The following is a 22,921-nucleotide window of genomic DNA, read 5'->3' as shown; positions in this document are numbered from 1 at the left end:
ATGCGGCCCCTACCCGAATACAAAGTAGAAAAGCAACATGTTACTATCCCTGTAAAGCTGGAAGGGTATCAAAGTGCTTTCATTGTATTCAGAAGGCCGGCTATTGGTAAAATGATCGGTGTTAATTTCCCAAAACTGAAGCCTTTGCAAATGCTCAATAAGCCCTGGATGGTGCAATTTGATACGGCTATGCGGGGTCCCCTAAAGGCAGTTGTATTTAACAAACTGGAAGATTGGACCAGGCATGTCAATGCAAATATTAAGTATTATTCCGGCCCGGCTGTTTATAAAACAACCTTCGTGGTCAATAACCTGCCAGGCGGCGAGCGTTTCCTGCTCAACCTGGGATCGGTAAAGGTGATGGCAACGGTTAAAGTGAATGGGAAAAATACAGGTACCGCCTGGACAGCTCCCTGGCAGGTAGATATTACGGAGGCGTTGAAGAAAGGAGAGAATAAACTGGAAATAGAAGTAGTCAATACCTGGGTGAATCGCCTAATAGGCGATAGCAAATTGCCCCGGACCAACGGAAAACCTGGACCAATGTAAATCCTTATCAGGCCGATAGCCCGCTGCAACCTGCCGGTTTGATGGGGCCGGTTACTTTGTGGTCGGTAAAATGGTAGCTTGTTACTACGGCCACTGTGTAACCCGCGGCCTATTCCGCGAGGGTATTCCCTATCTGAAACTATAGAATGGGGTGGTTTCGCGGATCTTCTTTACGGGACTGTCCGTATCTTGTGTGCCAAATTCTGATCACGGTGGAACCATTCAAAAACATATACAACGATACTTTCTTTAGTTTATTTACCCGTATACTTTCTAATACGCTTAAAGGGGTCGATAAGAAAAAGTTCCTAAAAGGGTGTACGACGACGGTTGGGAAGAAAGGGAGCTGAAGCAACGCATGAGGCATATAGCGGTGGTACTGCATGACTTTTTACCCGGCAATTATGATCAAAGCATCGCAGGTATTAAGCAGCTCATCACCGCACTGCGCGAGGAAGGCATCAACGGTGGATTAGAATACATGATATTTACCGAATATGTAGAATGTTATGGGCTGGATCATTATGATACCTCTATGCAGGCCATGGAATTTATTACGCAGTTTATCAGTTGTGAATTTGCCATTCGGCCCTTCCTCATCCGGTATCCGGAAAAAGGCATGAAGCAGATGCTACAATGGTCGAAACATGAAAGCCTGCATGTGCGCCGCTTTTCCAGTGAAGGGTGCCGTCCCCGCCTGCCCTGGGCCATGGCTTTGCCGGCACTGAAAAAAGATCCTGCCTTGATCTTACCCATACTGGAAAACCTGAAAGATGATAGTTCGGAGTTTGTACGCAAAAGTGTAGCCAATAACCTCAATGATATTGCGAAAGACAATGCCGATACTGTATTGGGCATTGTTAAAAGGTGGCAGGGGCATTCGCCCCGCACGGACTGGATCATTAAACATGGCAGTCGCACCTTACTGCGCAAGGCCCACCCGCAGGCCATGAAAATATTCGGGCTTGCTGTAGCCGATAAAATAACCATCGATAAGCTAAAGATCGCTGATAAAAGTATTGGTATTGGCGGAACGCTTCATTTTACTTTTAATCTTACCAATAACGGCAGCAAGCCCATTAAGCTGCGGGTGGAATACGGCATTGATTATATGAAATCCAATGGAAAGGGGAATAGGAAATTGTTTAAGATCACGGAGAATACTTATCAACCTGGTCAAGTTTATACCTTTAAACGCGCTCAGTCATTCCGCAACCTCACTACACGGAAGCATTATGCCGGTCAGCATTCTCTGGCAATAGTGATCAATGGGCAGGAGTTGGCTAGGAAGAAATTTATTGTAACGGCCTCCTGATGCGCCTGGTTTAATGCCTTAACTTAGGGCAACCAGGCCCCATCAATGGTGCTTACCATCAATGGGCCTGGTTAAAAGTAAAATGTTTTTAGCTGCCCACGCTTCTCTTAATACCCACTATTCCTCTCCGCTGTTCTTCATTTTCATCAGCAGGGTATAGGCATTCTTTACTACTACCGGGCGATCCAGGGGCAGGCTACTCCTGATCTCTGTATAGCCTTTTGAAGATACGCCGGTTTCAACCGGCTGCAACTTGTACTTATTGCTGCTTTCTTCACTGAATATATAATACGTATTATTCCATTTCACTATGGCCTCTTCCGGAACGGCTATTACCTGGGTATTGTTGAATTGAATGGCTGCATTCATAAACATGCCCGGCATCAGCGCTTTTCCGGGGTGTTCTATATGGCAATGCACTTCTGCCGCCCTTTCTTCATTCACTGCGGGTGTAATAAGGCTGATGGTGGCGGTATATTTTATTTCCGGTTGACTATTGGTATAACAGGTGACCTTTTGTCCAATAACCAGGTTGGCTGCATTGTTCTCAAATACCGTAAGGCTTAGGTGCAGGTCTTCCGGGCTGATGAGCTCAAACAGTACATCGGTGGGGCTTACATACTTGCCGGTATTGACGTTTACCTTACTCACAAAACCACTGATGGGAGCATAGAGATAAATACTGCGGGAGATATTGCCTTCATGCAGGGATTCGGGATTGATACTTATCAGCCGTAGTTTTTCGGCCAGGGAGCGTAGGAGTATCTGTTGGCTTTCAAATTCACTGCGGGACTGCTGGTAAACCTTATCACTGACGGCCTTGGTTTCGTTCAATCCCTGCTGCCGTTTATAATCGACTTCTGCAAAACGAAGACGGGTTTTGGCGGTCAGGTAATCCTGTTGCAACTGTATGTATTGCTGGTCTTCAAGGGTAGCCAGGATGGCGCCTTTGTTGATCCTGGAGCCTGGCAAGAGGGTGGTCTTCTTGATATAGCCACCCAAAGGGATGCTGATGGAAACTATGTTTTGTGGTGGTACATCTATGATGCCGCTTACCTGTATGCTGGAGTGCATGGCTCTTTTTCGGGCCTGCCGGTCGCTATGCCTGCATTGGTAGCCTGTACAGTAGTGAGTGTTACCATGTTGTCCTGTACCTGAATGGTATCGGCCAGTGGTTTTGGTTCGGCAGGGGCTGCTGTGGCAGCAGGCTTTTCCTTGCAATGGGCAAATACACTGATGAAAATAAATGCAGTTATAATTCTATTGGTCATGATCATGCTTTTATGCTTACTTAGAAGCCGTTATTTTTCTATTTCAAAAGCAGCTTCATTGCGCTGCTGTATTGCATTAAAATAATCACTGCGTAATTGCAGTGCCTGGTTCACCAGTATCACCCAATCGAGGTAACCGGTTTCACTGGCCTGCAACCGCTGGGTAGCGGTATGGATGATGGTAGTGGCATTGGGCAGGAGCTGTTGTTGGTATTCGAATACCAACTGGTTGCGTTGCAGGTATACCTGTGTTGCGGCATGGAGGCTGGCCTGTAATTGTTGGGCGGCTGCGGCTGTTTCCTGGATACGCTGGCTCACCTGGATATCAGCTGCTTTGATGCGTGACCGCTGGGCTCCTGAAAAGATAGGTATGCCTATGCCTATATTGGCCGAAGAGAACCGTTTACTTCCTGCGAAGTACAACTCCTGGTGTTCTTTGGTGGTTTGCCATCCAATAATGGAGGTATTATTATAACCTGCGGTAAACGAGGGCAACAGCTTGCTTTTTTTCGAGCCTGGCCTGTTCAGCCGAAAGTTGTGTCTGCTGTTGTTGCAGTTGTAGGGCAGGGCTTAACCGAAGCAAACTGGTATCGGGTATAGCTGCCAGTGGATATAATACGGTATCTGCTACGGGCTCCGGTTTATCCTGACTGTTCAGTAAGATCTTTAATTGTGTTTGTAATACCTGGTAATCGGTTTCCAGCAGGCTTAACTGATTGCCTACCTGCTGCCGCTGATTTTGAACCGTTGTTTTTTCCAGTACATCAATATCTCCTGCCTGGAACCGCTGCTGTGATCTTTTGAGGAGGTTGCTGTACAGGCTATCGGCTTCCTGTAGCAGGCGGCGCTTTTGTTGCAATACCAGGAGTTGATAAAACACCTGTTTTACGATGGCCCGCAGTTCCACCTGCTGTTGTTGCCTGCTTGTTTCACTGATCAGGACATTGGTCTTATGAATACTGCGCTGGTGTTTGTATACTGTAGGAAATTGGATGCTTTGTGAAATAGAGAAACGGTTGTCATTGGCCAAACTGTTAAACCGTCCATACTCTGCGGTAAGGGCTGTTTTGTCCAGGTCGAAATAGCTTTTTGAAGCGCTTTGTAATAGCTGATGGTGGTATTGGCTATTTGTAAGCGTTGGTTGTTCTTCAGTGCACTGTCGATGGCAGCCTCCAGCCGGATGGGTTGCTGTGCTTGTGCAGCGGCTGCGCCTAGTAATAGTAACACCAGGGCTATTGCCTTTTAGGTCGTGGTTTGAAATTGCCAAAGCCTTTCTCGAATAGAATATAGAGGACGGGCAACAGGAATAGGGTGAGCAGGGTAGAGATGATGAGTCCACCGATCACCACCGTAGCCAGGGGCTTCTGTACTTCGCCACCGGCACCGGTACTGATGGCCATGGGAATAAAGCCTAGTGAAGGCACGAGTGCCGTCATCAATACGGCCCTCAGTTTTGATTTGGTGGCATGAATCACAATGCCCCTTACATCGTGCCAACCCTCCTGTTTCAGCCGGTTAAATTCGCTCACCAACAGGATGCCATTCAATACGGCTACGCCAAATAGTGCAATAAAGCCCACTCCAGCGGAAATGCTGAAAGGCATATCCCTTATCCAAAGGGCGGCGATACCTCCGATTGCTGATAAGGGAATCGCGGTATAGATCAATAAGCCCTGTTTGATGGAATGGAAAGCAAAATACAAAAGCAGGAAGATCAGCAGCAGGGCTACTGGTACCACAATGCTCAAACGTTCTTTTGCTGCATTCATATTCTCAAAAGAACCACCATAAGCAATGGTATATTCCCTGGGTAGGTTGAGTTGCTGCTGTACTTTTTGTTGCAACTCCTGTACGACGGACTGTACATCGCGGCCATTTATATTAAAACCAACAATGATGCGGCGACGAGTGTTTTCCCGCTGTACCTGGTTCACGCCTTCTATTTCCTGGATGCTAGCTACCATGGATAAAGGTATTTGTGTGCCCTGCCGGGTAGGTACCAGCAGGTTTTGAATATCGGCCATATGCTTACGTGATTCTCCTGCCAGGCGAACTACCATATCAAAACGTTTTTCTCCTTCATATACCTGCCCCGCCACTTGTCCGGCAAAGGCGGTATTCACTACGCGGTTGATGTCGCTTACATTCAATCCATATTTGGCCATGCCATCGCGGTTGTATTTAATTACGACCTGGGGCATGCCTGTAACGGTTTCTTCATACACATTGATAGCGCCATGTACGGTTTGTACGATCCCATTCAACCGGTGTGCGTATGCGGTGAGGGTATCGAGGTTTTCGCCAAATATCTTACACACAATGTCCTGGCGTGCGCCTGTCATCAATTCATTGAAACGCATCTGGACGGGGAATTGAAAACTAACGGTAATGCCTGGTACGGCTTCCAGGGCGGTGGTCATTTTGGCACTGAGCCCGGGAAAAGTTTTTGCAGAGGTCCATTCCTTTTTGGGTTTCAGTACCACGATCATATCGCTGGCTTCAAAAGGCATGGGGTCGGTAGGGATCTCGGAACTGCCAATCTTGGTGACCACCTTTTCTACTTCGGGGAACTGCTTCAATAATATCTTTGAAGCCTGTTGGGTAGAGCGGATGGTATTGTTGAGGTTGCTGCCGGTTAATAACCGGGTCTCTACCGCAAAATCACCTTCTTCCAACTGGGGAATGAACTCTCCTCCCATACGACCCAGGATGATCACTGCGCCTATGAACAAGGTGAGCACAACGGCGATCATAGATTTGGGATATTGCAGCAAGCGGCTTAATGTGGGATGGTACCTTCTCTCCAGCCAACTCATCAGCCGGTCGGTCATTGTTTTTATGGTTGAGCTTTTTGTTCAGACACAAAGCAGCCATCATGGGTACATAAGTTACGGATAGCAGGAAAGCCCCCAGAATGGCAAAGGCAATGGTGATGGCCATGGGTTTGAACATCTTTCCTTCAATGCCCTGCAAGGACAGGATGGGCAGGTAAACAATGAGGATGATGATCTGGCTGAATACTGCACTTTTGATCATAGAGCCTGTAGAGTTGATGACCTCTTCATCCATTTGCTGCTGATTGATGCTGCTTAGCTGCCTGAAGTGTTTGGAATGGGAAAAGCGATGGAGGATGGCTTCCACCACAATGACGGATCCGTCTACGATCAACCCAAAATCAATAGCGCCGAGTGACATCAGATTGCCGCCTACACCAAATTGGTTCATCAGTATAATGGCGAATAACATGGATAAGGGGATAACTGAAGAAACGATGAGCCCTGCCCGCAGGTTGCCCAAGAAGAATACCAGGACCAGGATCACGATCAGGGCACCTTCGAGTAAGTTGGTTTCTACTGTCTCAATGGCATTGTTTACCATTTTGGTGCGGTCGAGGAAGGGTTCAATGATTACGCCTTCAGGCAACATCTTTTGTATTTCTGCTACTTTTGCTTTTACCCGTTTTATTACTGCCGATGAATTTTCTCCTTTCAGCATCATCAGTACGGCGCCTGCCACTTCACCCTGATCATTGTAGGTCATAGCTCCATAACGGATGGCAGCCCCGTATTGTATGGTGGCCACATCGCGCATGAGCAGGGGAATACCATTGCTGGTTATTTTAACCACTATCTTTTCAATATCTTCCAGGGCTTCCGTAAGTCCTTCGCTACGGATATAAAGTACGGTGGGTCCTTTTTCGATGTAAGCACCGCCGGTATTCTGGTTGTTCTTTTCCAGGGCATCGAATACGTCGGCAATCGTAAGGTTAAAGGCTTTTAACTGTTCCTGCCTGACGGCAATCTCATATTGCTTTAATTGTCCGCCAAAGCTCGATACTTCGGCTACGCCTGGTGTGCCCATGAGTTGACGCCGCACGATCCAGTCCTGCATGGTACGCAGCTGCATGGCATTGTATTTACCTTCATAGCCCCGTTTGGGTCTTACTACGTACTGATATATTTCGCCCAGACCAGTTGATACGGGGGCCATGACAGGCGAACCGATGCCAGCCGGTATTTCCTGTTGTACCTGTTGCAATCGTTCACTGATCTGTTGACGCGCCCAGTATATGTCGGTTGCATCATCAAAAACGATGGTGACGAGGACAGGCCAAAGCGGGAGAAACTGCGTACCTGCTTCAGGCCGGGTATATTGCTGCAGGCCTGCTCAATGGGAAAAGTAATGAGCCGTTCAATATCCGGTGCGCCTAATGAAGGCGAAACGGTAAGTACCTGTACCTGGTTGTCGGTGATATCGGGTACTGCATCAATGGGAAGTCTGGTCACCTCAAAACTGCCCCAGATGGTGAGGGCAATAATAAATAATCAATGACCAGCTTATTCTTTACAGAAAAGCTGATGATCTTATTCAGCATAAGGAATGAAATCTTGTAAAATGAATAAATGGTTATCATGCAGTAATAGCCTGCATGGAGGGTTTACGGATAATATCATGTGGGCACAATAGGAATACAAGCCTGCTGCACCAATCGATTAATCCATAAAATGAAATGACCTATGTTAGCATTTGGGAGGACGGAATAATGTGCCCAAGGCAGGCTGGGGAAGATCTTCATTATTAAAAACAGGCTGTACTACTACAGTTGTAAACAAGGGATGTTGTTCGATAGCTGGTTTAAAAGAGAGGATCAGCGGATGATCAACAGACTGGAGGTTTACTTTTTATAGGGCAATTGCATGTCGCGGTCATCATCATTGTCGTTGAGGTCGGTACCCCAGTAATGCATGGCCAGGAATTGAACAAAATCTACCCGGTTGTCCAGTTGGTGATGCTCCATGTAATGACCTATCAGGGCTGGCAGTTTCAGTAACTGGTTCAGTGAAGTATCATTCAGCAGCACAATGAAAAACAGTATGGATATGCATCCTTTTTCACGGGACAAATATAGTCAGGTATTTTCATAATCAATATGTATGGCACCAGGTATTGTCTGGGAATTAATTAACTTTAAATATGAACCATCCTATTGATACTGCTAAAGACCTTTTCCAGCTGGAAGAAGGGATTACTTATCTCAATTGTGCTAATATGTCGCCTATGCTCAAGGCGGTGCGGGAAGCCGGGATACAGGCGCTGCACACCTGGCTACGCCCTGGAATATCAGATCGGTTGATTGGTTTACGCAAGCGGAAATATTGCGGGAATTGGCGGGTACTGTATTTCAAACAGCGGCCAGCAATATGGCTATTATACCTTCTGCGAGTTATGGCCTGGGATATATGTATGTATCACCTCATCGGTAGGAAGCGGGCGACCCCTTGGAATATTCCTGGCTTACAAAGCGTGGTAGTGAAGATTTTACGGCACTAAAAAGTAATACGGAAGGGTACCGGCCTGGTGCCCGGAAATTTGATATGGGTGAATTTTCGCAGTTCAATTTAATGCCTATGTCCATTGCCGCTTTGGAGCAAATTGTTCGTTGGGGACCTGGCGCCATTCAGCAGCAACTCACCACACTTACAGATAACATAACAGCTTATAAAAAAGAAAAAGGTATTGAAGATGGGAGCATCGAAAGTACAGTGGGACATATAGGAAGTATTCCATTGGGCAACAGGGATGTGGCTGCTTTGCAAAAACGTTTGGCAGAAAACAAAGTGATCATTAGTTTCAGGGGCGAATCTATCCGGATAGCACCGCATCTGTACAATGATATGGATGATATAGAGCGATTACTGGCATGCCTGGAAGGATAAAAGGATCTAATTAAACAATAAATGATGACAAGCAGCAAGGACGAATTACCTGTTAAAGCCTTTAAAACAGCGCAGTTATTTGAAAACTGGGTAGCTAAAAATGTCAAAGGGAAAGGCATCTGGCTTCGTGTGTATAAAAAGATTCGGGCATACCCAGTATTACGATCACTGAAGCGCTGGATGTGGCGCTTTGTTATGGATGGATCGATGGACAGCGGAATACTTTTGATGAGGAATCCTATATCCAGAAGTACACCCCCGCCGTGCGAGGAGCATCTGGTCTAAAAAGAATATTGAAAATGTGGAGCGATTGATCAAGGCAGGTAGAATGCAAACAGGTGGATTACAGGAAATTGAAGCGGCCAAAGCCGATGGCCGTTGGGGGCGGGCTTATGACTCACAGGCCAACAGTCAGGTGCCCGATGATTTTCTACAACTGGTGAAGAAAAATAAAGCTGCGTGGAAATTCTACCAAACCCTTAACAAAACGAACCTGTTTGCCATTTCCTGGCGACTGCAAACGGCCAAGAAACCCGAAACCAGGGAAAAGCGGATGGTTACCATCATTGCTATGCTGGCAGAGGAGCAAAAGTTTCATTAGGGGTAGTGGATATTTGCCCTGATTTTGCGTATACCCTACGGGCAGGGCTTCATAATAACCCCCTATCTTATTGCCTATGCTTTGTGTAATAGGACTAAGTATAGCCGGTTGAGTTTCAATGATTGTGGGTAGATCGTTGGCCTCTTTGTTTTTGTGGCAGGATACAGCCAGGAAGGTAAGGCAAATCCAGCCTGTTAGGGTACAGATTGTTTTATTCATGATAGGGTGCTTGATTTTCAGGATGGACCACCAATAATTACGAAAATCATACCCGGAAGGATGGCTGAACAGATCTTTTAACATGTGTATAACGTCCTGGGATGGATGGGGTTATAACCATGGTGGGCCTTAAAGCTGGCAATAAGGGATATTAATGGCTGGGCTTTATTTAGGAGGAGCGGGCAAAAGATGACCTTCAACAAGGCGTATAGTTCGGGGTGTTTCTTTTCCATTTCGGCAGGTTTCTCAAAGAAGTATTCAGATACTACGGCTAAAAATTCAGCTTCATTGGTAGTGCCATAGTAGTTGATATCCGACCGGCCTTCGCGTATCAACTGCATTTCTTCATGAATGCGTTTTAACCAGGGCCTTGCATATTGATGAGGAATGAGTGCTTCGGGCAGTCCATCGGTAGCGCCATCTGATTTATCTACCAGGTGTACAAATTCGTGGATAGTCGTATTGTGTTTATCTGAACTGCTGCGGAACCCATCTCTTACATTTTGTTGGGATAGGATCATTACATTTTGCATGGGGCCATTACCTACCATGCCCAAAATATTGCGGTCTTGTCCATCCTGTTGGTAATCCTCATTGAAGGAGCCGGGATACAGCAGTACCTCATGTATATTCCTGTATTCCCAATCGGGGAAGGCGAAGATGGGAATAATGGCACCTGCAGCTACCAATACCTTATCAATATCTTCTACAGTGGTTTTTACGCCGGTGATATGCACTTTTGCAAAAAGGCCATTACCCGCGCTTCAAACCGGGCTTTTGGTCATTGTCCAGTGCACGGTAAAAAGCTACTTGTTGTTGTAATATGGGTTGTATGGTTTCGGGTGTGAGTGTGGGTAAGGCTTTTTCCTTCTGAAAGCCAGCGAAAGTAGTATACCCATGATCACTATTCCTGCAATGCCAATAATAGTTTCCATCCTATAAGAATATTGTCAAATATCATCATTTCATCCCTAAGCCGGTAAAATAATTATGGATACTAGAGGTATCTGCCTTTTTTCATTTTAGGGTAGCTGTAATAAAATTTGTCTTGTTGCTACCAAATTAACGGTCGCTTTTTTTTCTTAGGAGCGGCCTTTTTTTTTACCAGCTGGCATGGGGCCTGCGGTGAAAGTACGCTGTAACATCTCTTCAAAACTGACCATGGTCTTTTCCTGGATCCTTGCCAACCACTTGGGTGCAAACTGGTCGTAAGGATTTATTTCCAACGCTCTTACAAGATCGGGAACCGCATTTTGATAATCAAAAATGGTAGCATAAAGTATGCCCCTGTTGCAAATGGCATCCGAATGCAGTGGGTCTATTTGAAAGGCGCGGGTAAAATCATCCAGCACATGTTGAAGTTCGTTGTGCGCCTTGGTTTGTAGGAATAGCTCATTCCAGGAATTGCCCCTGTTGTACCAGCCATCAGCGTTTTCTGGTTTGAGGCCAATAGCAATGGTAAAATCATCGATGGCCAGCTTGTCTTTTTCAAGGCGGCATATACACAACCCCGGTTAATATAGTTTCTGGCTTCCATAGGTTTTAATTTGACTGCTACATGGTAGTCTTTCAATGCCCGCTCATGTTCCTTTTTCTCATCCCAACAGTCGCCCCGGAGCCGGTAAGCGTTTACATGTTGTGGATTCAGCTTTATCACCTGTGAATAGTCCTGTATGGCTTTGTCATAGTTGTGTTTATCAAACCAGGCGTAACCGCGATCCAGGTAGGCTAACTCAAATTTAGGATCCAGTACAATGGCTTTGTCAAATTCCTGCAGATCATACCATACATTGCCGCGTTGATACCAGGTATAGACAAAGTCAGGTTTTAATTTGATGGATTTGCTAAAGTCGTTGATGGCTTTTTCATATTTTTTGATGTAATGGATATTACCCCTGCCATAATACGCCATGGCATTTTTGTGATCCAGGGATATTACATGATCGTGATCTTCATAAGCCTATCGTATTGGCTGGTGGCTTTATAAGCTTCACCCCGGTTGAAACGGGCAGCGACATTATCAGGATCTAATTCGATTGCCTGGCTGCAATCATTATTAGCCTCATCAAATGATTGTTTCAGGAGTGCTAGTACTCCACGGTTGGTATAGTACCTGGCTGCCTTGGGGTTGATGGCAATGGCCTGTGTATGTGCTTTTACTGCCTTGTCAGGTTGTCCTGTATCGGCCAGCGCCAGACCCAGTTGGTGGTAAAGTTCTGCATCGTTGTGTTGGGCAAGTACCTGGTCAGGTAAAAGGGTTATTACTTTCTGAATTGATCATTGTCATTGAGTGCAGTTACGGTTTCCCGTAACTTATCTAGACCCGTCATCGTTAGTAGTTTGTAGGTAAAATAGGTTAATTATTTTAAACACCAAACAGAAGGTAGCGCTTACCTGTTTTTCTTATTATACTTATGCCGGCTGGAACCACAATAAATTCAATAGGTCGTCTTTGGACAAAGAGGATACTAAAGAACTGCCGGTTTTGATGAGGTCATCGGCCAGTGATCTTTTAGTATCCTGCATTTTCATGATCTTTTCTTCTACGGTTTCAGGGCAGATGAGGCGGATGGCAATTACTTTTTATCCTGTCCAATGCGATGGGCGCGGTCAATGGCCTGATTTTCTACGGCGGGGTTCCACCAGGGATCTACCAGGTATACATAGTCCGCTTCTGTGAGGTTGAGGCCGGTGCCGCCAGCTTTGAGGCTGATGAGGAATACCCGGCTATTGGGATTGGTTTGAAAGGCATTGACTACCGCGCCCCGGTTGCGGGTGCTGCCCGTGAGCATTTCAAAGCCAATATTCCTGCTGATCAATTGTGTTCTGATCAATTGCAGCATGGACACAAACTGGGAGAAAACGATGATCTTATGATGGGGTGATTTGGTTTCAATTTGTTCTATGAGGGTATTGATCTTGGCCGAACTGGTACCGGTCAGGGCATCATCACCCAATAAGGCGGGTGCATCGCAGATCTGTCTTAAACGGGTCAATCCCTTTAGTACATTCATAGGGCTTTTCTTCAATTCATCGGCTGTTGTGGCAGAAATATATTCCCTGAACTCTTTTTCATAAGCTTCATAGATTCCACGTTGTTCCTCTTCCATTTCACAATACAATACCATTTCGGTTTTCTCCGGCAGCTCTGGGGCTACTTCCTGTTTTGTTCGTCGTAAAATAAAAGGTTTTACTTTTTTGTGCAGCTCAATAGCCCGCTTGCTGCTTTTGAAGGTGTCAATGGGTATGGAATAGGTGTCTTTAAAGAATTGCTTGCTGCCCAGGAGGCCGGGGCAGGCAAATGACAGTTGACTGAACAGATCGAATGTATTGTTTTCGATGGGGGTGCCGGTAACGGCTATTTTGTTGCGGGAGTTTAGGAGGCGTACTGATTTGTACCGTTGGGTTTCGGGGTTCTTGATATTTTGTGATTCATCGAGGAAGACATAATTGAATACATAGTCTTTCATAAACTGAATATCCGTCAGCAAAGTGCCGTAGGAAGTTAGTATCAGTTCATATTGGTCGAAGCTGGCGGCATCCCTGATGCGGCTGGCTCCATGAACAGTCAGTAGTTTAATAGAAGGGGCAAAACGGGCTACTTCCTGTTGCCAGTTAAATATCAATGTTGAAGGTACAACCAGCAAATTTGTGTTGCGCTGTACCTTATTTCTTTGTGAAAGTATGAAAGCAATGATCTGGATGGACTTACCCAATCCCATATCATCGGCCAGGCAGCCGCCGAAATTGAGGTCATCTAAAAAGTTGAGCCAGTTCAACCCTTCTTTTGATAAGGGCGAAGGGTGCCCTGGAATGCTTCGGGTACTTCAATTTCCTGGATATGCTGTATGTCGTCCAGTTTTTTGCGGTACAATTGTACCTCTTGCATTACAGCTTCATCGACCATGGCTTCCTCATACAGTTGCTCAATGGCAGTGAAGTTGATCTTATCAATCCGGATGGTTGATTCATCAATTACCTCGGCATTGTTGAAGTAATGGGTAAATTTCTCGATCCATTCAGCAGGCAGGATACCTTTGGTACCATCATCGAGTTGTACGTACTTGTTTTGGTTGCGGATGGATTTATATACTTGCTTTAAGGATGCTTTCTGCCTGCCAAATTTTACGTGTACATTGGCATTGAACCAATTGATACCGGTATGTATCTTGATATCGACCTTTACGCGGTGAGGGTTTAACCTATTGCCCTCCAGGTCGTTAAAACCTAAAACGGTAATTCCCTGCTTGTGCCATTCTTCAAAAGCATGCAGGAACCAATCTTCGGATAAGAAACGGTCGCGGTGCAGGTACCAGTAATGGAGGTCATTGTCCCGTTGTTCTTCAAAATGGGGATGTTGCTGCAGTATGAGTGCTGTAAAACTCCTTTCGGCCTGGTCATCGCGCTTTACCAGGAACTCCTTGCCTTTGGCATCGGTACCATGCACCTGTCTTTGGGTACGGATGGGAATCTCTATATCGCTATACCGTACTACCGGGATAATCATGACGTAGTTCTTCAGGTCGGATAAATAGATAATGCGTTGTATTCCCTGGTTGAATCCTTCCTGCTCCAATTGAATGGGTGTAGCCTCGCCGATATAGTCATAATGGATCGGGATATTGTCTTCCAGTTTATCCAGCAGTTGTGCTTTGAACTCAGGATACTTGTTGGAATGTACCAGGAAGTGGTGCTTTTTCTTCAGTAGTTCAATGACTCCCAATGCCTGCAATTGATCTACCAGGTAGAGGATATTGTTGGCTTCCAGGAACCAGTTGAACCGAAGATTTAGCTCACTTAAGGTATACTCTTTATCATACAAATTCAGTTTACCATCCACGGCATAGAATTCAGCTTCCCGTGATACGGTGAGGTTGATGGGGGTAGGTATCAGGGCTGCTTTAATTGCTACAACGGAACTGGCTGTTATATTATCAGACGCTTCGGGATTGTGGTAAAAGAAAGGGTAGCGGGCGGGGTTTTTACGATGGCTTTCAGGGCGGTAAGATCGGTTGCTGACCTTTTAGCAGACGGGTGTTGCTGGAATTTATGAACAGCGGTATAGAATTTCAGGTGATCCGGGTCATCAAGGGTCCAGGCCAGGTCGAGCGGCGGCACCAGGATCATGGGATTTTTTATCTTTCCTTCTTTGGATACAGGAGCCTGGTACAATTCGACCAATAAATGTTTATGGTATTTGTGTTGTTTGAATACGACACAAATGGTTTTGCCATCGACCTCGGGTGATTCTTTGGGTATGTCGCTTGTTGCGGGGTACAGTACCTGCTTCATGGCCTGCAGGGTGTCCTGGTTGATGGCCAGCAAGGCGGGTTCCCGGGGAGTAATGGCTATCTTGTTGTGTTCAAATTGGATGTTGAAATATTGGTAGAGGTCGGCTGCCGCAGACAGGCCATAATCGGCTGCAAACTTTTTAAGTTTTTCATGACGCAGGCGTGGAAAGAAAAAATACCTAGTTCTTCCCGGCGGATGATGGCGGTCAATACTTGTGCTTCATGGGTGCACAATTGGTTGGGGTCCTGGTTGCAGGTACAGGATACGAGCAATTGCTGGCCCTGCCTTAGGACTGATACGGGGGAAATGGGGGGATGGCGTATGGGCCAATAAAGATGCCGTTGTCGATGTTCAGGCTATGAGGGGTAATGAGGCGGTACTCCCTGGCTTCCACATAGCCGGCGCCCCGGCTGTGTTGTGCGATCAGGGTTTCGGTAAGGCCTTCGGCGGGAAACCTATTAAAACGAATATCCTGGCTTCCGGAGAGGGATATGTCATTACCTGTCTGCTCCATAAGCCTGCAAATATCGGGAACAATACCCTTTTAGTCATATTTTAAAATAGCATGAAACGCCTGCTTATCATCCTCTTTTTCCTTCCGGTTGGCCCCTTCTGGAGTCCGGCCAGTAAGTGGATTGCTTTCATTAGCAATAGTGGTAGGTTTAAATGATCATGCTATAACAAATGGGTGTGTTGCATGACCCATTTCAACAGGGCATTGTTCCCTTCATCCAATTGTAGTTTACGACAAATATTGTGGCGGTGGTTCTTGATGGTATAAGGGCTTAAGAACAAGGATTGTGCAATTTCCTTGGTTGTTTTCTGGTCGCGAATGAGTTGCAGGATATTTAACTCTGTGGGGTTCAATAAGCCGGCAGGGTGTGTGATCTTTTCACCTGTGGCCGAATTGTTGATGATGCGGTTCATGACCAGTTGCACGCCTGCAAAAAGTTGGGCTTCATCCACGGGTTTTATGATGTAATTGGCCGGATTGGTGGCAGCGGCCTGTTCTATGATGGTCCGGTTTTGATAGGAGGTGATGTATATCACTTCAAAAGCATAGTCGCGCTGCAGCTCTGTGATGAGTTCAATGCCCGATTGTGATTCATGGAGGTTAATATCGCAGAGGAGGAGGTGCGGCAACATTTCGGGCATGGCGGCCTTTACCTCTTTGACGGAGATGGCAATACGGGTTGTACATTGAAAAGCCGACAGCAATTGTTGTTCAATAAACCGGGCTATAATAACCTCATCTTCGATAATCAATACACGGACCATATTTAAACAGGAATTAAAAGCTGATAAGTTAAGCCGTACCCATTGGATACGGTAATTTTTCCATTCATTTGCCGGGTCAGGTCATGGACGAGTGAAATGCCCATGGTTACAGGTTTTTCCTGCCGGGCATGATCTATCCCGCTGCCATTATCGGAATAGGTAAACAACATGCTGTGTTCATCCACTGCTTGCATGGAGATGTTGATTACGGGATCGTGGTGATCTGTAAAGGCATATTTATAGGAATTGGTGAGTAGTTCGGAGAGAATGAGGCCAAAGGACAGGGCTTGCTTGCCCTGTAGCTGGATACCGGCGCTGATGTTTTGCTGGATGCGTATCCTGCCTTTACTATCGTAGATGCGTTGCAGGTGATCGGCCAGTTCGGTAGTGAATTCATGTACATGCACAGAGAACTGTTCTTCATAGCGGAACAGTTTTTCATTGACCAGCATCATGGCCTTTATCTTGCCCATATTGCCTTTGAGTATTTCGCGGGAGGCTTCATCATTGACCATGGGGCTTGCAGGCTGCTGAGGCCATAAAGCAGTTGCAGGTTATTCTTTACGCGGTGATTGAGTTCATTGATGAGTATCTCAATTTTGGTATTCTTATCTGCCAGTAAAGCTTGTTGTTCAATAAGGTGGCGGTTTGAGATACTTAGTTCTGATGTACGGCTGGCTACTTTTTTTTCGAGCAGGGCATTCTGGGATTGCTGCAGCCTGTTGAGTTCTTCCAGGGCTGCATGTTTGTCTATTTCATGCTGGCGGAGGTCTTCCTTCAAGCCGGTGGCAAACAACAGGAAAACGCCCAGGGTGGTGAAGTTGGATACATAGGGGGCAGTGAGCAAACTTTTTTCCTTGAGGATTGCTGAACTGAATACAAAGTATATGGCCGACAGGAAAAACAATAAAAGGCCATAGGCCAGGTAACGCTGGGCAGGTGTAAGCCGCCACCAGCATATCCATAAAGATGCCACCACAAAACTGAGGGGGAATACGGATAGCCATAAATTGATGGTATTGACCAGCGCAAAGGAGCCGGTTATATAATCAATAATAAAACCTGTAAATGACAATACGCCTACTTCTATAACCAATATGCGCCCTACATTGTACAATATGGGATTGTACAACTTCATGTGCCAGAAATCCATGAGCAGCCTATAAATAGCGAAACTGCCCAGGTGAACAAAGATGAGGTTGAATAACCAACCGGTTGATGGGTGATTGGGGAAAAACCAATCAATAAAATAGCCCCCAGTACAGATGCCGTACATGCCAATGCCAGCCACATAACACAAAAGCCATAGGTAGGGCCTGTACCGGCTTACGATCCAGGATAATAAGGCGTATATAAACAAGACGCACACAGCGCCCTGCGACCAGGCGTCGATCTTATTCAGTTGTTGTTTTGATTGATCAAAGGAGGCTTCCTGCTGTAAGGAGAAATTAAAGATGGGCCAATAGCCCTTGGTATGATGAACCTTGAGCAATAATTCATAGGATTGGCCTGGTTGAAAGGTCAATAAGTTATACAATCGTCCATCAAATGGAATGACCTGCCGCTGCTCTCTGAATAAGCCTGCCTTTCTATGGAGTATACATTGATTTGCCTGATAAAGATATACATCTACGAAGGTGAGGTTGTTGAAAGAAAGGACCATATCGGCTACGGTACGCATATTGTTTTTAATGGGCATGCGGAGCCAGTAAATGCCGGTAGGTGATTTCCCCTTTAGTTGGGCCAGTGGAATAAACCGGGTGCGGTGTAGATTGGCAAAGGATGTATCTGAGCCGGGGGCTTCATCTTCCCAGATGGTAAGATAAGAAGCCAGTAATGTTTTTTGAGCAGCCTGATTGGTGTTGTGCAGGGTTAAGGTATCAGCCTTGCAGGGGAGGGCTGCAAGTAGGAATATGAAGAAGCAACATGTAAGCTGTCGGGCGAGGGGATGATCAACATGTACAATAAAAACGCAATATAGTATTTACGGGTTAATAAACGGCTGGAAGTGAATAGAACCCTGGGGTCTATTGGGGGATGGTTTAGGGTTTTCCACCAGGTAGCTTCATTTCATCCAGGAATAACCTCAGTTTCTCATAGAACCAGCCTCCTTTATCGCAATTGGTAAAATAAACATAACCGATCTTAGGCTCCCGGTAAAACATACAACCTGCCTGGAAACCACCATTATCGCCGCCATGTGAATACCGGATACCATGATCGGTAGGTTCTACGGCAAAGCCAAGGCTCCAGCCTTTGATGGTTCCCCAATTGGCTTGGGCTTCCCTGGGTACATGAGATTGTTGCTGAAGCATTTGATCTATGGTGCTTTTCTTTAGCCCTTTGTTGTTTATGATAGCTATCAAGAAACGGGCATAATCAACGGCTTCGGTATGCAAGGTGCTGGCTGCTCCAAAATAAGTGGAATCTTCATCGGGTGGGGCAGCGGGCCAGGCCTTGGCAAATACTTTACCGCCCTGGTAGCCTGTTACTTTATGGAGGCGGATGCGATCATTCCAGGTAAAATAAGAATGGCTGAAACCCAAGGCCTTTGCTGCCTCCTGTTGAAAAAGGGGATCGAGGTTTTTCAGCGTACGTCCCCGCAGGTGGGCCACCACTTTGGCGAGGTAATGATAGCCCTTGCCTGAGTATCCAAAAGTGCTGGGTGGATAGGCGAGGTACATGTCTCCACGTTGTATATGCCGGGAAGTATCCAAATCATCATACCAGCGCCAATTGGGAAAACCTGTGGTGTGGTCCAGTACCATCCTGGCTGTAATGCGTTTGTAACGTTCGTCATGCGCAATTTCCGGAAAAGGGAGGTATTGGTACAAAGGCGTATCGAGGTTTAATAAGCCCCTTTCTACCATTTGTAATACCCAAAAAGCAAATACGGGTTTGGATAAAGAAGCTGCTTCAAAAAGCGATTGTTCATTTACTTTTGGGGCATCCAGGCGGGCAACACCCAGCGCGCGGTGATAGACCACTTTACCTGCGCTGATAAAAGCAATGGACAGGGCTGGTAATTGGAGGGAGTCTACCTGGTTCTGAAGAAACTTGTCCATCGCAGCTGTGCTGATCTGCCTGCCGTTCCAGGTTTTGATCTGGGCAGGGGCTGTATACAAGAGGCCCATGCACAGGATCAGTAAAGTGCTATATTTTGCAATTGGACCCGTATATCGTGTCAGGCAGGCTGGTGGATGGTGTACATGCATAGCAACAGGTTTATGGTAGCTTGTATACAAGTTAGGTAATCCCGGGAATGCAAAAAGCGCCCTGCAGCCAGGACGCCTTTGCGTAGAAAGGGGCGTAAGAAAAGGTTAGTGGGCCAATACGATTGCCAACAATTCGCGGGCAATCCATCTACTACTTATTTGGGATAGATCAGTCTGTCGGAAACAGCGGTAGCATAAAAGAATCCCAGCGCTCCCCGCTGATATTACCAGGGGCTGAACTGGGCGCAGGTTTATAGATATTGCCATCGTCTTCCAGCTGTTTGATTAGGATATTGAGGTAATTGTATATCTCTTTCGTTAAAGACTGTAACCTAACCTGCACAGGATAGGGTTGGAGTATCCCATAAGAATAATTTAATTCCTCTCCTTTATTATTGAACATTTTATAGCGTACTGGTATAATATTGATGCCGGGGGACAACAACCTGTCATCAAATACATAGAATTGAATTGTATTGACACTAGTATTCGTGATCCTCCCCGAATCTAAGTAATTGTCGTACGCGTAATACAGTGGGACAACACCCGCAAAAAAGTCAGCTGGGGAAGCGAGAGAGTAAAGACTTGTTAGCAAGTAATAGTTTTTTTCGTTGGGCGGGTCTTTAAAGAATACATAGGGTACAGATCCGCGGTTGGTATAGGGTTGAAGGATGGTATCTCTGAATTCTGCGTGTTCCACTGCAGATACAGGAGGCATAAAGGCCGAAGCCTCGAACACTTCATGACCGATCTCTACCCTGAGCCGGTAGGTATGCCCGGGTTGTCCCTTGATTTTGGTAGTTTGATAAAACCCGTTATCGTAGTTTTTGAAGAGGTTATGTGAGGTAGTGAGGAGCGTATCTATTACCCTGGTATTTATATGATAAACATATTTATACCGCTCTATGGATTTGGGAGCTGGGGTGAGTGTATCTGTAGTGCCGGCATCGTCTGTAATGATCACCCGCGCTCCTTTTACCGGTTCGGCATTGTCGGGCCCGTTGTATGTAGGACCTGGTTTGTTGATCAATCCGGTTGATTTGGTGATCCGTACATGGTAAGGCCCCTTCATGGTGCTGATGCTTCCTTCGATAGTATAGAAAGACCGGACAGCTTGCGGGCCTGGATTAAAGTCTTTGGTACAGCCTGCCAGGGCTATTATAAAGGTCGTGCAGGCTATAAAGTATGGAATACGCATGATCGTTGCTTAGAAGTTAAAATTGTAAGTGACAGTGGGTAAAATGCCACCCAGGTAAACTTTGGATGTTTTGACAAAACTGTAGTTACTTTCATCTTGCTTGACATAAAGGGCAAACACATTGTGCCGGCTGTAGGCATTGTATATGTTGAGCACCCATTCGCCCAGCCATTTTCTTTTCTTTTTGAAGCGTTCTTTCCAGGTCATGCTGAGGTCGAGCCGGTGATAGGCGGGCAGGGTATAACCATTGCGGGTACTGTAATACATAAATCGGTTTCCATAAAAAGTATAGGTTCCCAGGGAAGGGTAGTATGGCCACCGCTGCGGTACACCCAATTACCCGAAATGCTTAACCTGGGAGAAATGGTTCGACTGTAGACCACTGAGACATTGTGCCGGCGATCATAGGTAGCGGGATACCATTCATGATTGTTGATGCCATTGATACGGCGTGAGGCCTTGGACCAGGTATAACTGATCCAACCGGTAGATAGTCCCTTATTTTTTTCACCAATAGTTCCAGGCCATATCCACAGGCTTCTCCGGTTAGTACCTGGGTTTCAATTTTATCATTGAGGAACAGTTCTGCATTGTCTTTGAAATCGATGATGTTGTATGATTGCCGGTAATAGGCTTCGAGACTGGCTTCGTATTCATTGCCGGAAAAGGTTTTGTATATGCCTGCTGAATAGTGGTCGGAATATTGTGGTTTGAAGTAAGTATCGGAAGGCATCCAAAGATCGGTAGGCAAGCCTACCGAAGAATTGGTGAGTAGGTGCTGGAACTGGTAATTGCGTCCATAGGCTATCTTAAGTGAGGTGACTGGGTTTAATAATATCCGGACGGTGATCTTGGGCTCTGCGCCAAAATAAGATTTGACGATTTTCCCACGGCCATAGAAAGTACTGTCAATAGCCGCCGAGGTATCGGCGTTGTACCGGTATACGGTCTGATCGCCCAGGGCCGCAAAGCCTGTGGCGCGGATACCATAGGCCACACTGATGCGGTTGCTTAATTTTTGTTCATGGTTGAAGTAGGCAAACAACTGAACAGACCGGCGATTGTTGAGGGAAATATCATTGGCATACGGGCGACTTGAGTTGGGTATTACTTTACCGGGTGATACGTCCTGACCTGTGATGCCGGCGCCGAATTTGAACTGGCTGTTCTTATGAGAGCTCCAGTCAAAATCGGTCTTGAGGGTGACCTCTTTCAGGTTGGCCTTCCAGGAAAAATCTTTTGTATCATCCAGCGTATAGTATGAATAATTATAATTGCTGTAGAGCAGCGAGGTGTTGGCAAATAGGTGGGGATTGAATACATGGTTCCACCGGGCGGTGATGGTGGTATTGCCCCAGTCGAGGCGGGTGGTATAATCGAGTGGTGCGAAATAGAATTTGTCATGCCCGGTATAAGCGGATAAGTATAGCTTATCTTTCTTACCCAAGACGGTATTGAATTTGGCATTCAGGTCATAGAAGGATATCTTGTTTTTGGTGGTCTGGGCCTCGATAAAGTTCAATACATGGGTAAGGTTCAACAAGCTGCCTACTGCACTGAAGCGACCAGATACCATGAAGGAGGACCTGTCTTTTTAATGGGGCTTTCATAAGTAAGCCGGCTGGCCAGTATGCCTATGTCACCGGAGCCGGTGTATTGTTTGTTATTGCCTTCTTTCATGCGGATATCCACTACTGATGACAGGCGTCCACCATATTGGGCCGGGAATACGCCTTTGTAGATGGCTACATCTTTCAATGCATCGGTATTGAAGACGGAGAAAAAGCCCATGGTATGGGTGGGATTGTATACCGGCGCCTCATCGAGCATGATCAGGTTTTGATCGTACGACCCACCACGTACGGACAAATTGGTGGTGCCTTCAGCCGAGGCCTGGATGCCGGGCAGGACCTGGAGGCTCTTCAATACATCCGGCTCGCCGCCTCCCATGGCTATTTTCTTAATGTCGGTAATACTCAGGCGGTGATTGCCAGTGACTACATTGCGCACGATGCTTTTCTTGCCGGTAGATGAAATGACTACGGATTGGAGTGTATCGCTTGTTTTAGTACTTAAGCCAATATTGTGTTTGTATCCCTGCTCAACGGAAATCGTTTCTTCCAGTTCCTGGAACCCCACATAAGAGCAGTTGAGCAAGTAGGCTCCGGTAGGAACGGTTAAGGAATAAAAACCATAGGCATTGGAAGTAGTGGTAAATGTTTTACTGCCTGATAAGGTGATGGTGGCCCCGATCAGGGATTCGCCG

Annotated in this window: 27 protein-coding genes and 2 pseudogenes; 5 read left to right on the top strand and 24 right to left on the bottom strand. The window is 46.2% G+C overall.

The genetic code is table 11. The annotated features are described in order from the left end of the window. Both RS881_RS60685 and RS881_RS41780 read left to right on the top strand, forming a co-directional pair. Entirely contained in the window at window positions 1-549 is a 549-nt protein-coding gene (locus RS881_RS60685; RefSeq protein ID WP_350340307.1) for a glycosylhydrolase-like jelly roll fold domain-containing protein, read from the top strand. Window positions 550-865: 316 nt separating this feature from the next. Next, window positions 866-1,864 carry a DNA alkylation repair protein gene (locus RS881_RS41780; protein ID WP_315816207.1) on the top strand — a complete coding sequence of 333 codons (999 nt, stop codon included), beginning with the start codon at window positions 866-868 and terminating at the stop codon, window positions 1,862-1,864. A gap of 117 nt (window positions 1,865-1,981) precedes the next feature. On the opposite strand, the gene RS881_RS41775 is transcribed toward RS881_RS41780, so the two are convergent. The 8 genes and pseudogenes from RS881_RS41775 to RS881_RS41745 all read right to left on the bottom strand — a co-directional run bounded on the left by RS881_RS41775 (window position 1,982) and on the right by RS881_RS41745 (window position 7,996). Continuing rightward, complete coding sequence (locus RS881_RS41775) at window positions 1,982-2,938, bottom strand: efflux RND transporter periplasmic adaptor subunit (protein ID WP_315816206.1); 957 nt, start codon at window positions 2,936-2,938, stop codon at window positions 1,982-1,984. Then, on the bottom strand, window positions 2,917-3,135 hold the full coding sequence (locus tag RS881_RS41770; RefSeq protein ID WP_315816205.1) for a hypothetical protein: 219 nt from the start codon (window positions 3,133-3,135) through the stop codon (window positions 2,917-2,919). The genes RS881_RS41775 and RS881_RS41770 overlap by 22 nt, the downstream gene beginning before the upstream one ends. A gap of 30 nt (window positions 3,136-3,165) precedes the next feature. Then, window positions 3,166-3,630, bottom strand: coding sequence for a TolC family protein (locus RS881_RS41765; protein ID WP_315816204.1), 465 nt, complete (start codon window positions 3,628-3,630; stop codon window positions 3,166-3,168). Then, the gene (locus tag RS881_RS62420) at window positions 3,605-4,165 is read right to left on the bottom strand and encodes a TolC family protein (RefSeq protein ID WP_484557605.1); all 561 of its coding nucleotides are present in this window, start codon (window positions 4,163-4,165) and stop codon (window positions 3,605-3,607) included. The genes RS881_RS41765 and RS881_RS62420 overlap by 26 nt, the downstream gene beginning before the upstream one ends. Then, window positions 4,072-4,362 (bottom strand): hypothetical protein, encoded by a 291-nt coding sequence (locus tag RS881_RS62415; RefSeq protein ID WP_484557604.1) that lies wholly within the window; start codon window positions 4,360-4,362, stop codon window positions 4,072-4,074. Before RS881_RS62415 ends, RS881_RS62420 begins: the two co-directional genes overlap by 94 nt. Before the next feature lie 5 nt (window positions 4,363-4,367). Beyond that, window positions 4,368-5,909: an efflux RND transporter permease subunit gene (locus RS881_RS41755; protein ID WP_315816202.1), complete on the bottom strand. Its 1,542-nt coding sequence runs from the start codon at window positions 5,907-5,909 to the stop codon at window positions 4,368-4,370. After that, window positions 5,797-7,421, bottom strand: a pseudogene (locus RS881_RS41750) (efflux RND transporter permease subunit). The gene RS881_RS41755 and the pseudogene RS881_RS41750 overlap by 113 nt, the downstream one beginning before the upstream one ends. 389 nt (window positions 7,422-7,810) lie before the next feature. Further along, window positions 7,811-7,996: a hypothetical protein gene (locus tag RS881_RS41745; protein WP_315816201.1), complete on the bottom strand. Its 186-nt coding sequence runs from the start codon at window positions 7,994-7,996 to the stop codon at window positions 7,811-7,813. Window positions 7,997-8,414: 418 nt separating this feature from the next. On the opposite strand from RS881_RS41745, the gene RS881_RS41740 reads away from it, so the two are divergent. From RS881_RS41740 to RS881_RS41735, 3 genes and pseudogenes are all read left to right on the top strand, one after another. After that, complete coding sequence (locus tag RS881_RS41740) at window positions 8,415-8,852, top strand: aminotransferase class V-fold PLP-dependent enzyme (protein ID WP_315816200.1); 438 nt, start codon at window positions 8,415-8,417, stop codon at window positions 8,850-8,852. A gap of 182 nt (window positions 8,853-9,034) precedes the next feature. After that, window positions 9,035-9,141 (top strand): annotated as a pseudogene (locus RS881_RS62680) (YdeI/OmpD-associated family protein); the annotation flags it as partial. 21 nt (window positions 9,142-9,162) lie between these two features. Then, window positions 9,163-9,453 carry a YdeI/OmpD-associated family protein gene (locus RS881_RS41735; protein WP_315816199.1) on the top strand — a complete coding sequence of 97 codons (291 nt, stop codon included), beginning with the start codon at window positions 9,163-9,165 and terminating at the stop codon, window positions 9,451-9,453. 296 nt (window positions 9,454-9,749) lie between these two features. Here RS881_RS41735 and RS881_RS41730 read toward each other — a convergent pair whose 3' ends face one another. The 16 genes from RS881_RS41730 to RS881_RS41660 all read right to left on the bottom strand — a co-directional run bounded on the left by RS881_RS41730 (window position 9,750) and on the right by RS881_RS41660 (window position 22,896). After that, window positions 9,750-10,409, bottom strand: a complete 660-nt coding sequence (locus RS881_RS41730) for a M90 family metallopeptidase (protein ID WP_315816198.1) — start codon at window positions 10,407-10,409, stop codon at window positions 9,750-9,752. Window positions 10,410-10,754: 345 nt separating this feature from the next. Next, the gene (locus tag RS881_RS41725) at window positions 10,755-11,024 is read right to left on the bottom strand and encodes a tetratricopeptide repeat protein (RefSeq protein WP_315816197.1); all 270 of its coding nucleotides are present in this window, start codon (window positions 11,022-11,024) and stop codon (window positions 10,755-10,757) included. Continuing rightward, the gene (locus RS881_RS41720; protein WP_315816196.1) at window positions 10,991-11,584 is read right to left on the bottom strand and encodes a tetratricopeptide repeat protein; all 594 of its coding nucleotides are present in this window, start codon (window positions 11,582-11,584) and stop codon (window positions 10,991-10,993) included. The genes RS881_RS41725 and RS881_RS41720 overlap by 34 nt, the downstream gene beginning before the upstream one ends. Window positions 11,585-11,607: 23 nt before the next feature. Continuing rightward, window positions 11,608-11,862 (bottom strand): tetratricopeptide repeat protein, encoded by a 255-nt coding sequence (locus RS881_RS60680; protein WP_350340306.1) that lies wholly within the window; start codon window positions 11,860-11,862, stop codon window positions 11,608-11,610. A 386-nt stretch (window positions 11,863-12,248) separates the two neighbouring features. After that, window positions 12,249-13,451 (bottom strand): DEAD/DEAH box helicase, encoded by a 1,203-nt coding sequence (locus tag RS881_RS41715; RefSeq protein WP_315816195.1) that lies wholly within the window; start codon window positions 13,449-13,451, stop codon window positions 12,249-12,251. Then, window positions 13,448-14,512 carry an SNF2 helicase associated domain-containing protein gene (locus RS881_RS41710; RefSeq protein WP_315816194.1) on the bottom strand — a complete coding sequence of 355 codons (1,065 nt, stop codon included), beginning with the start codon at window positions 14,510-14,512 and terminating at the stop codon, window positions 13,448-13,450. Before RS881_RS41710 ends, RS881_RS41715 begins: the two co-directional genes overlap by 4 nt. Before the next feature lie 86 nt (window positions 14,513-14,598). Beyond that, the gene (locus tag RS881_RS41705; protein WP_315816193.1) at window positions 14,599-14,997 is read right to left on the bottom strand and encodes a hypothetical protein; all 399 of its coding nucleotides are present in this window, start codon (window positions 14,995-14,997) and stop codon (window positions 14,599-14,601) included. Window positions 14,998-15,250: 253 nt separating this feature from the next. After that, complete coding sequence (locus tag RS881_RS41700; protein ID WP_315816192.1) at window positions 15,251-15,478, bottom strand: hypothetical protein; 228 nt, start codon at window positions 15,476-15,478, stop codon at window positions 15,251-15,253. 161 nt (window positions 15,479-15,639) lie between these two features. Beyond that, entirely contained in the window at window positions 15,640-16,242 is a 603-nt protein-coding gene (locus RS881_RS41695) for a response regulator (RefSeq protein ID WP_315816191.1), read from the bottom strand. 2 nt (window positions 16,243-16,244) lie between these two features. Then, the gene (locus RS881_RS41690; RefSeq protein WP_315816190.1) at window positions 16,245-16,757 is read right to left on the bottom strand and encodes a sensor histidine kinase; all 513 of its coding nucleotides are present in this window, start codon (window positions 16,755-16,757) and stop codon (window positions 16,245-16,247) included. Beyond that, complete coding sequence (locus RS881_RS41685; RefSeq protein WP_315824778.1) at window positions 16,703-18,058, bottom strand: 7TM diverse intracellular signaling domain-containing protein; 1,356 nt, start codon at window positions 18,056-18,058, stop codon at window positions 16,703-16,705. Before RS881_RS41685 ends, RS881_RS41690 begins: the two co-directional genes overlap by 55 nt. Before the next feature lie 226 nt (window positions 18,059-18,284). After that, window positions 18,285-19,457 carry a serine hydrolase domain-containing protein gene (locus RS881_RS41680; RefSeq protein WP_315816189.1) on the bottom strand — a complete coding sequence of 391 codons (1,173 nt, stop codon included), beginning with the start codon at window positions 19,455-19,457 and terminating at the stop codon, window positions 18,285-18,287. Between the two features lie 169 nt (window positions 19,458-19,626). Next, the gene (locus RS881_RS41675) at window positions 19,627-20,655 is read right to left on the bottom strand and encodes a DUF4249 family protein (protein WP_315816188.1); all 1,029 of its coding nucleotides are present in this window, start codon (window positions 20,653-20,655) and stop codon (window positions 19,627-19,629) included. Between the two features lie 9 nt (window positions 20,656-20,664). Then, the gene (locus RS881_RS41670) at window positions 20,665-20,922 is read right to left on the bottom strand and encodes a hypothetical protein (RefSeq protein WP_315816187.1); all 258 of its coding nucleotides are present in this window, start codon (window positions 20,920-20,922) and stop codon (window positions 20,665-20,667) included. An 82-nt stretch (window positions 20,923-21,004) separates the two neighbouring features. Beyond that, window positions 21,005-22,231, bottom strand: a complete 1,227-nt coding sequence (locus RS881_RS41665) for a TonB-dependent receptor plug domain-containing protein (protein WP_315816186.1) — start codon at window positions 22,229-22,231, stop codon at window positions 21,005-21,007. Continuing rightward, window positions 22,204-22,896, bottom strand: a complete 693-nt coding sequence (locus RS881_RS41660) for a TonB-dependent receptor plug domain-containing protein (RefSeq protein WP_315824777.1) — start codon at window positions 22,894-22,896, stop codon at window positions 22,204-22,206. Before RS881_RS41660 ends, RS881_RS41665 begins: the two co-directional genes overlap by 28 nt. Between the last annotated feature and the right edge of the window lie 25 nt (window positions 22,897-22,921).

Source organism: Paraflavitalea speifideaquila, from assembly GCF_032395985.1.
Taxonomy (GTDB): Bacteria; Bacteroidota; Bacteroidia; order Chitinophagales; family Chitinophagaceae; genus Paraflavitalea; species Paraflavitalea speifideaquila.
The sequence above is the reverse complement of the archived record's forward strand: the minus strand, read 5'-3'. Positions and strand labels throughout refer to the sequence as shown.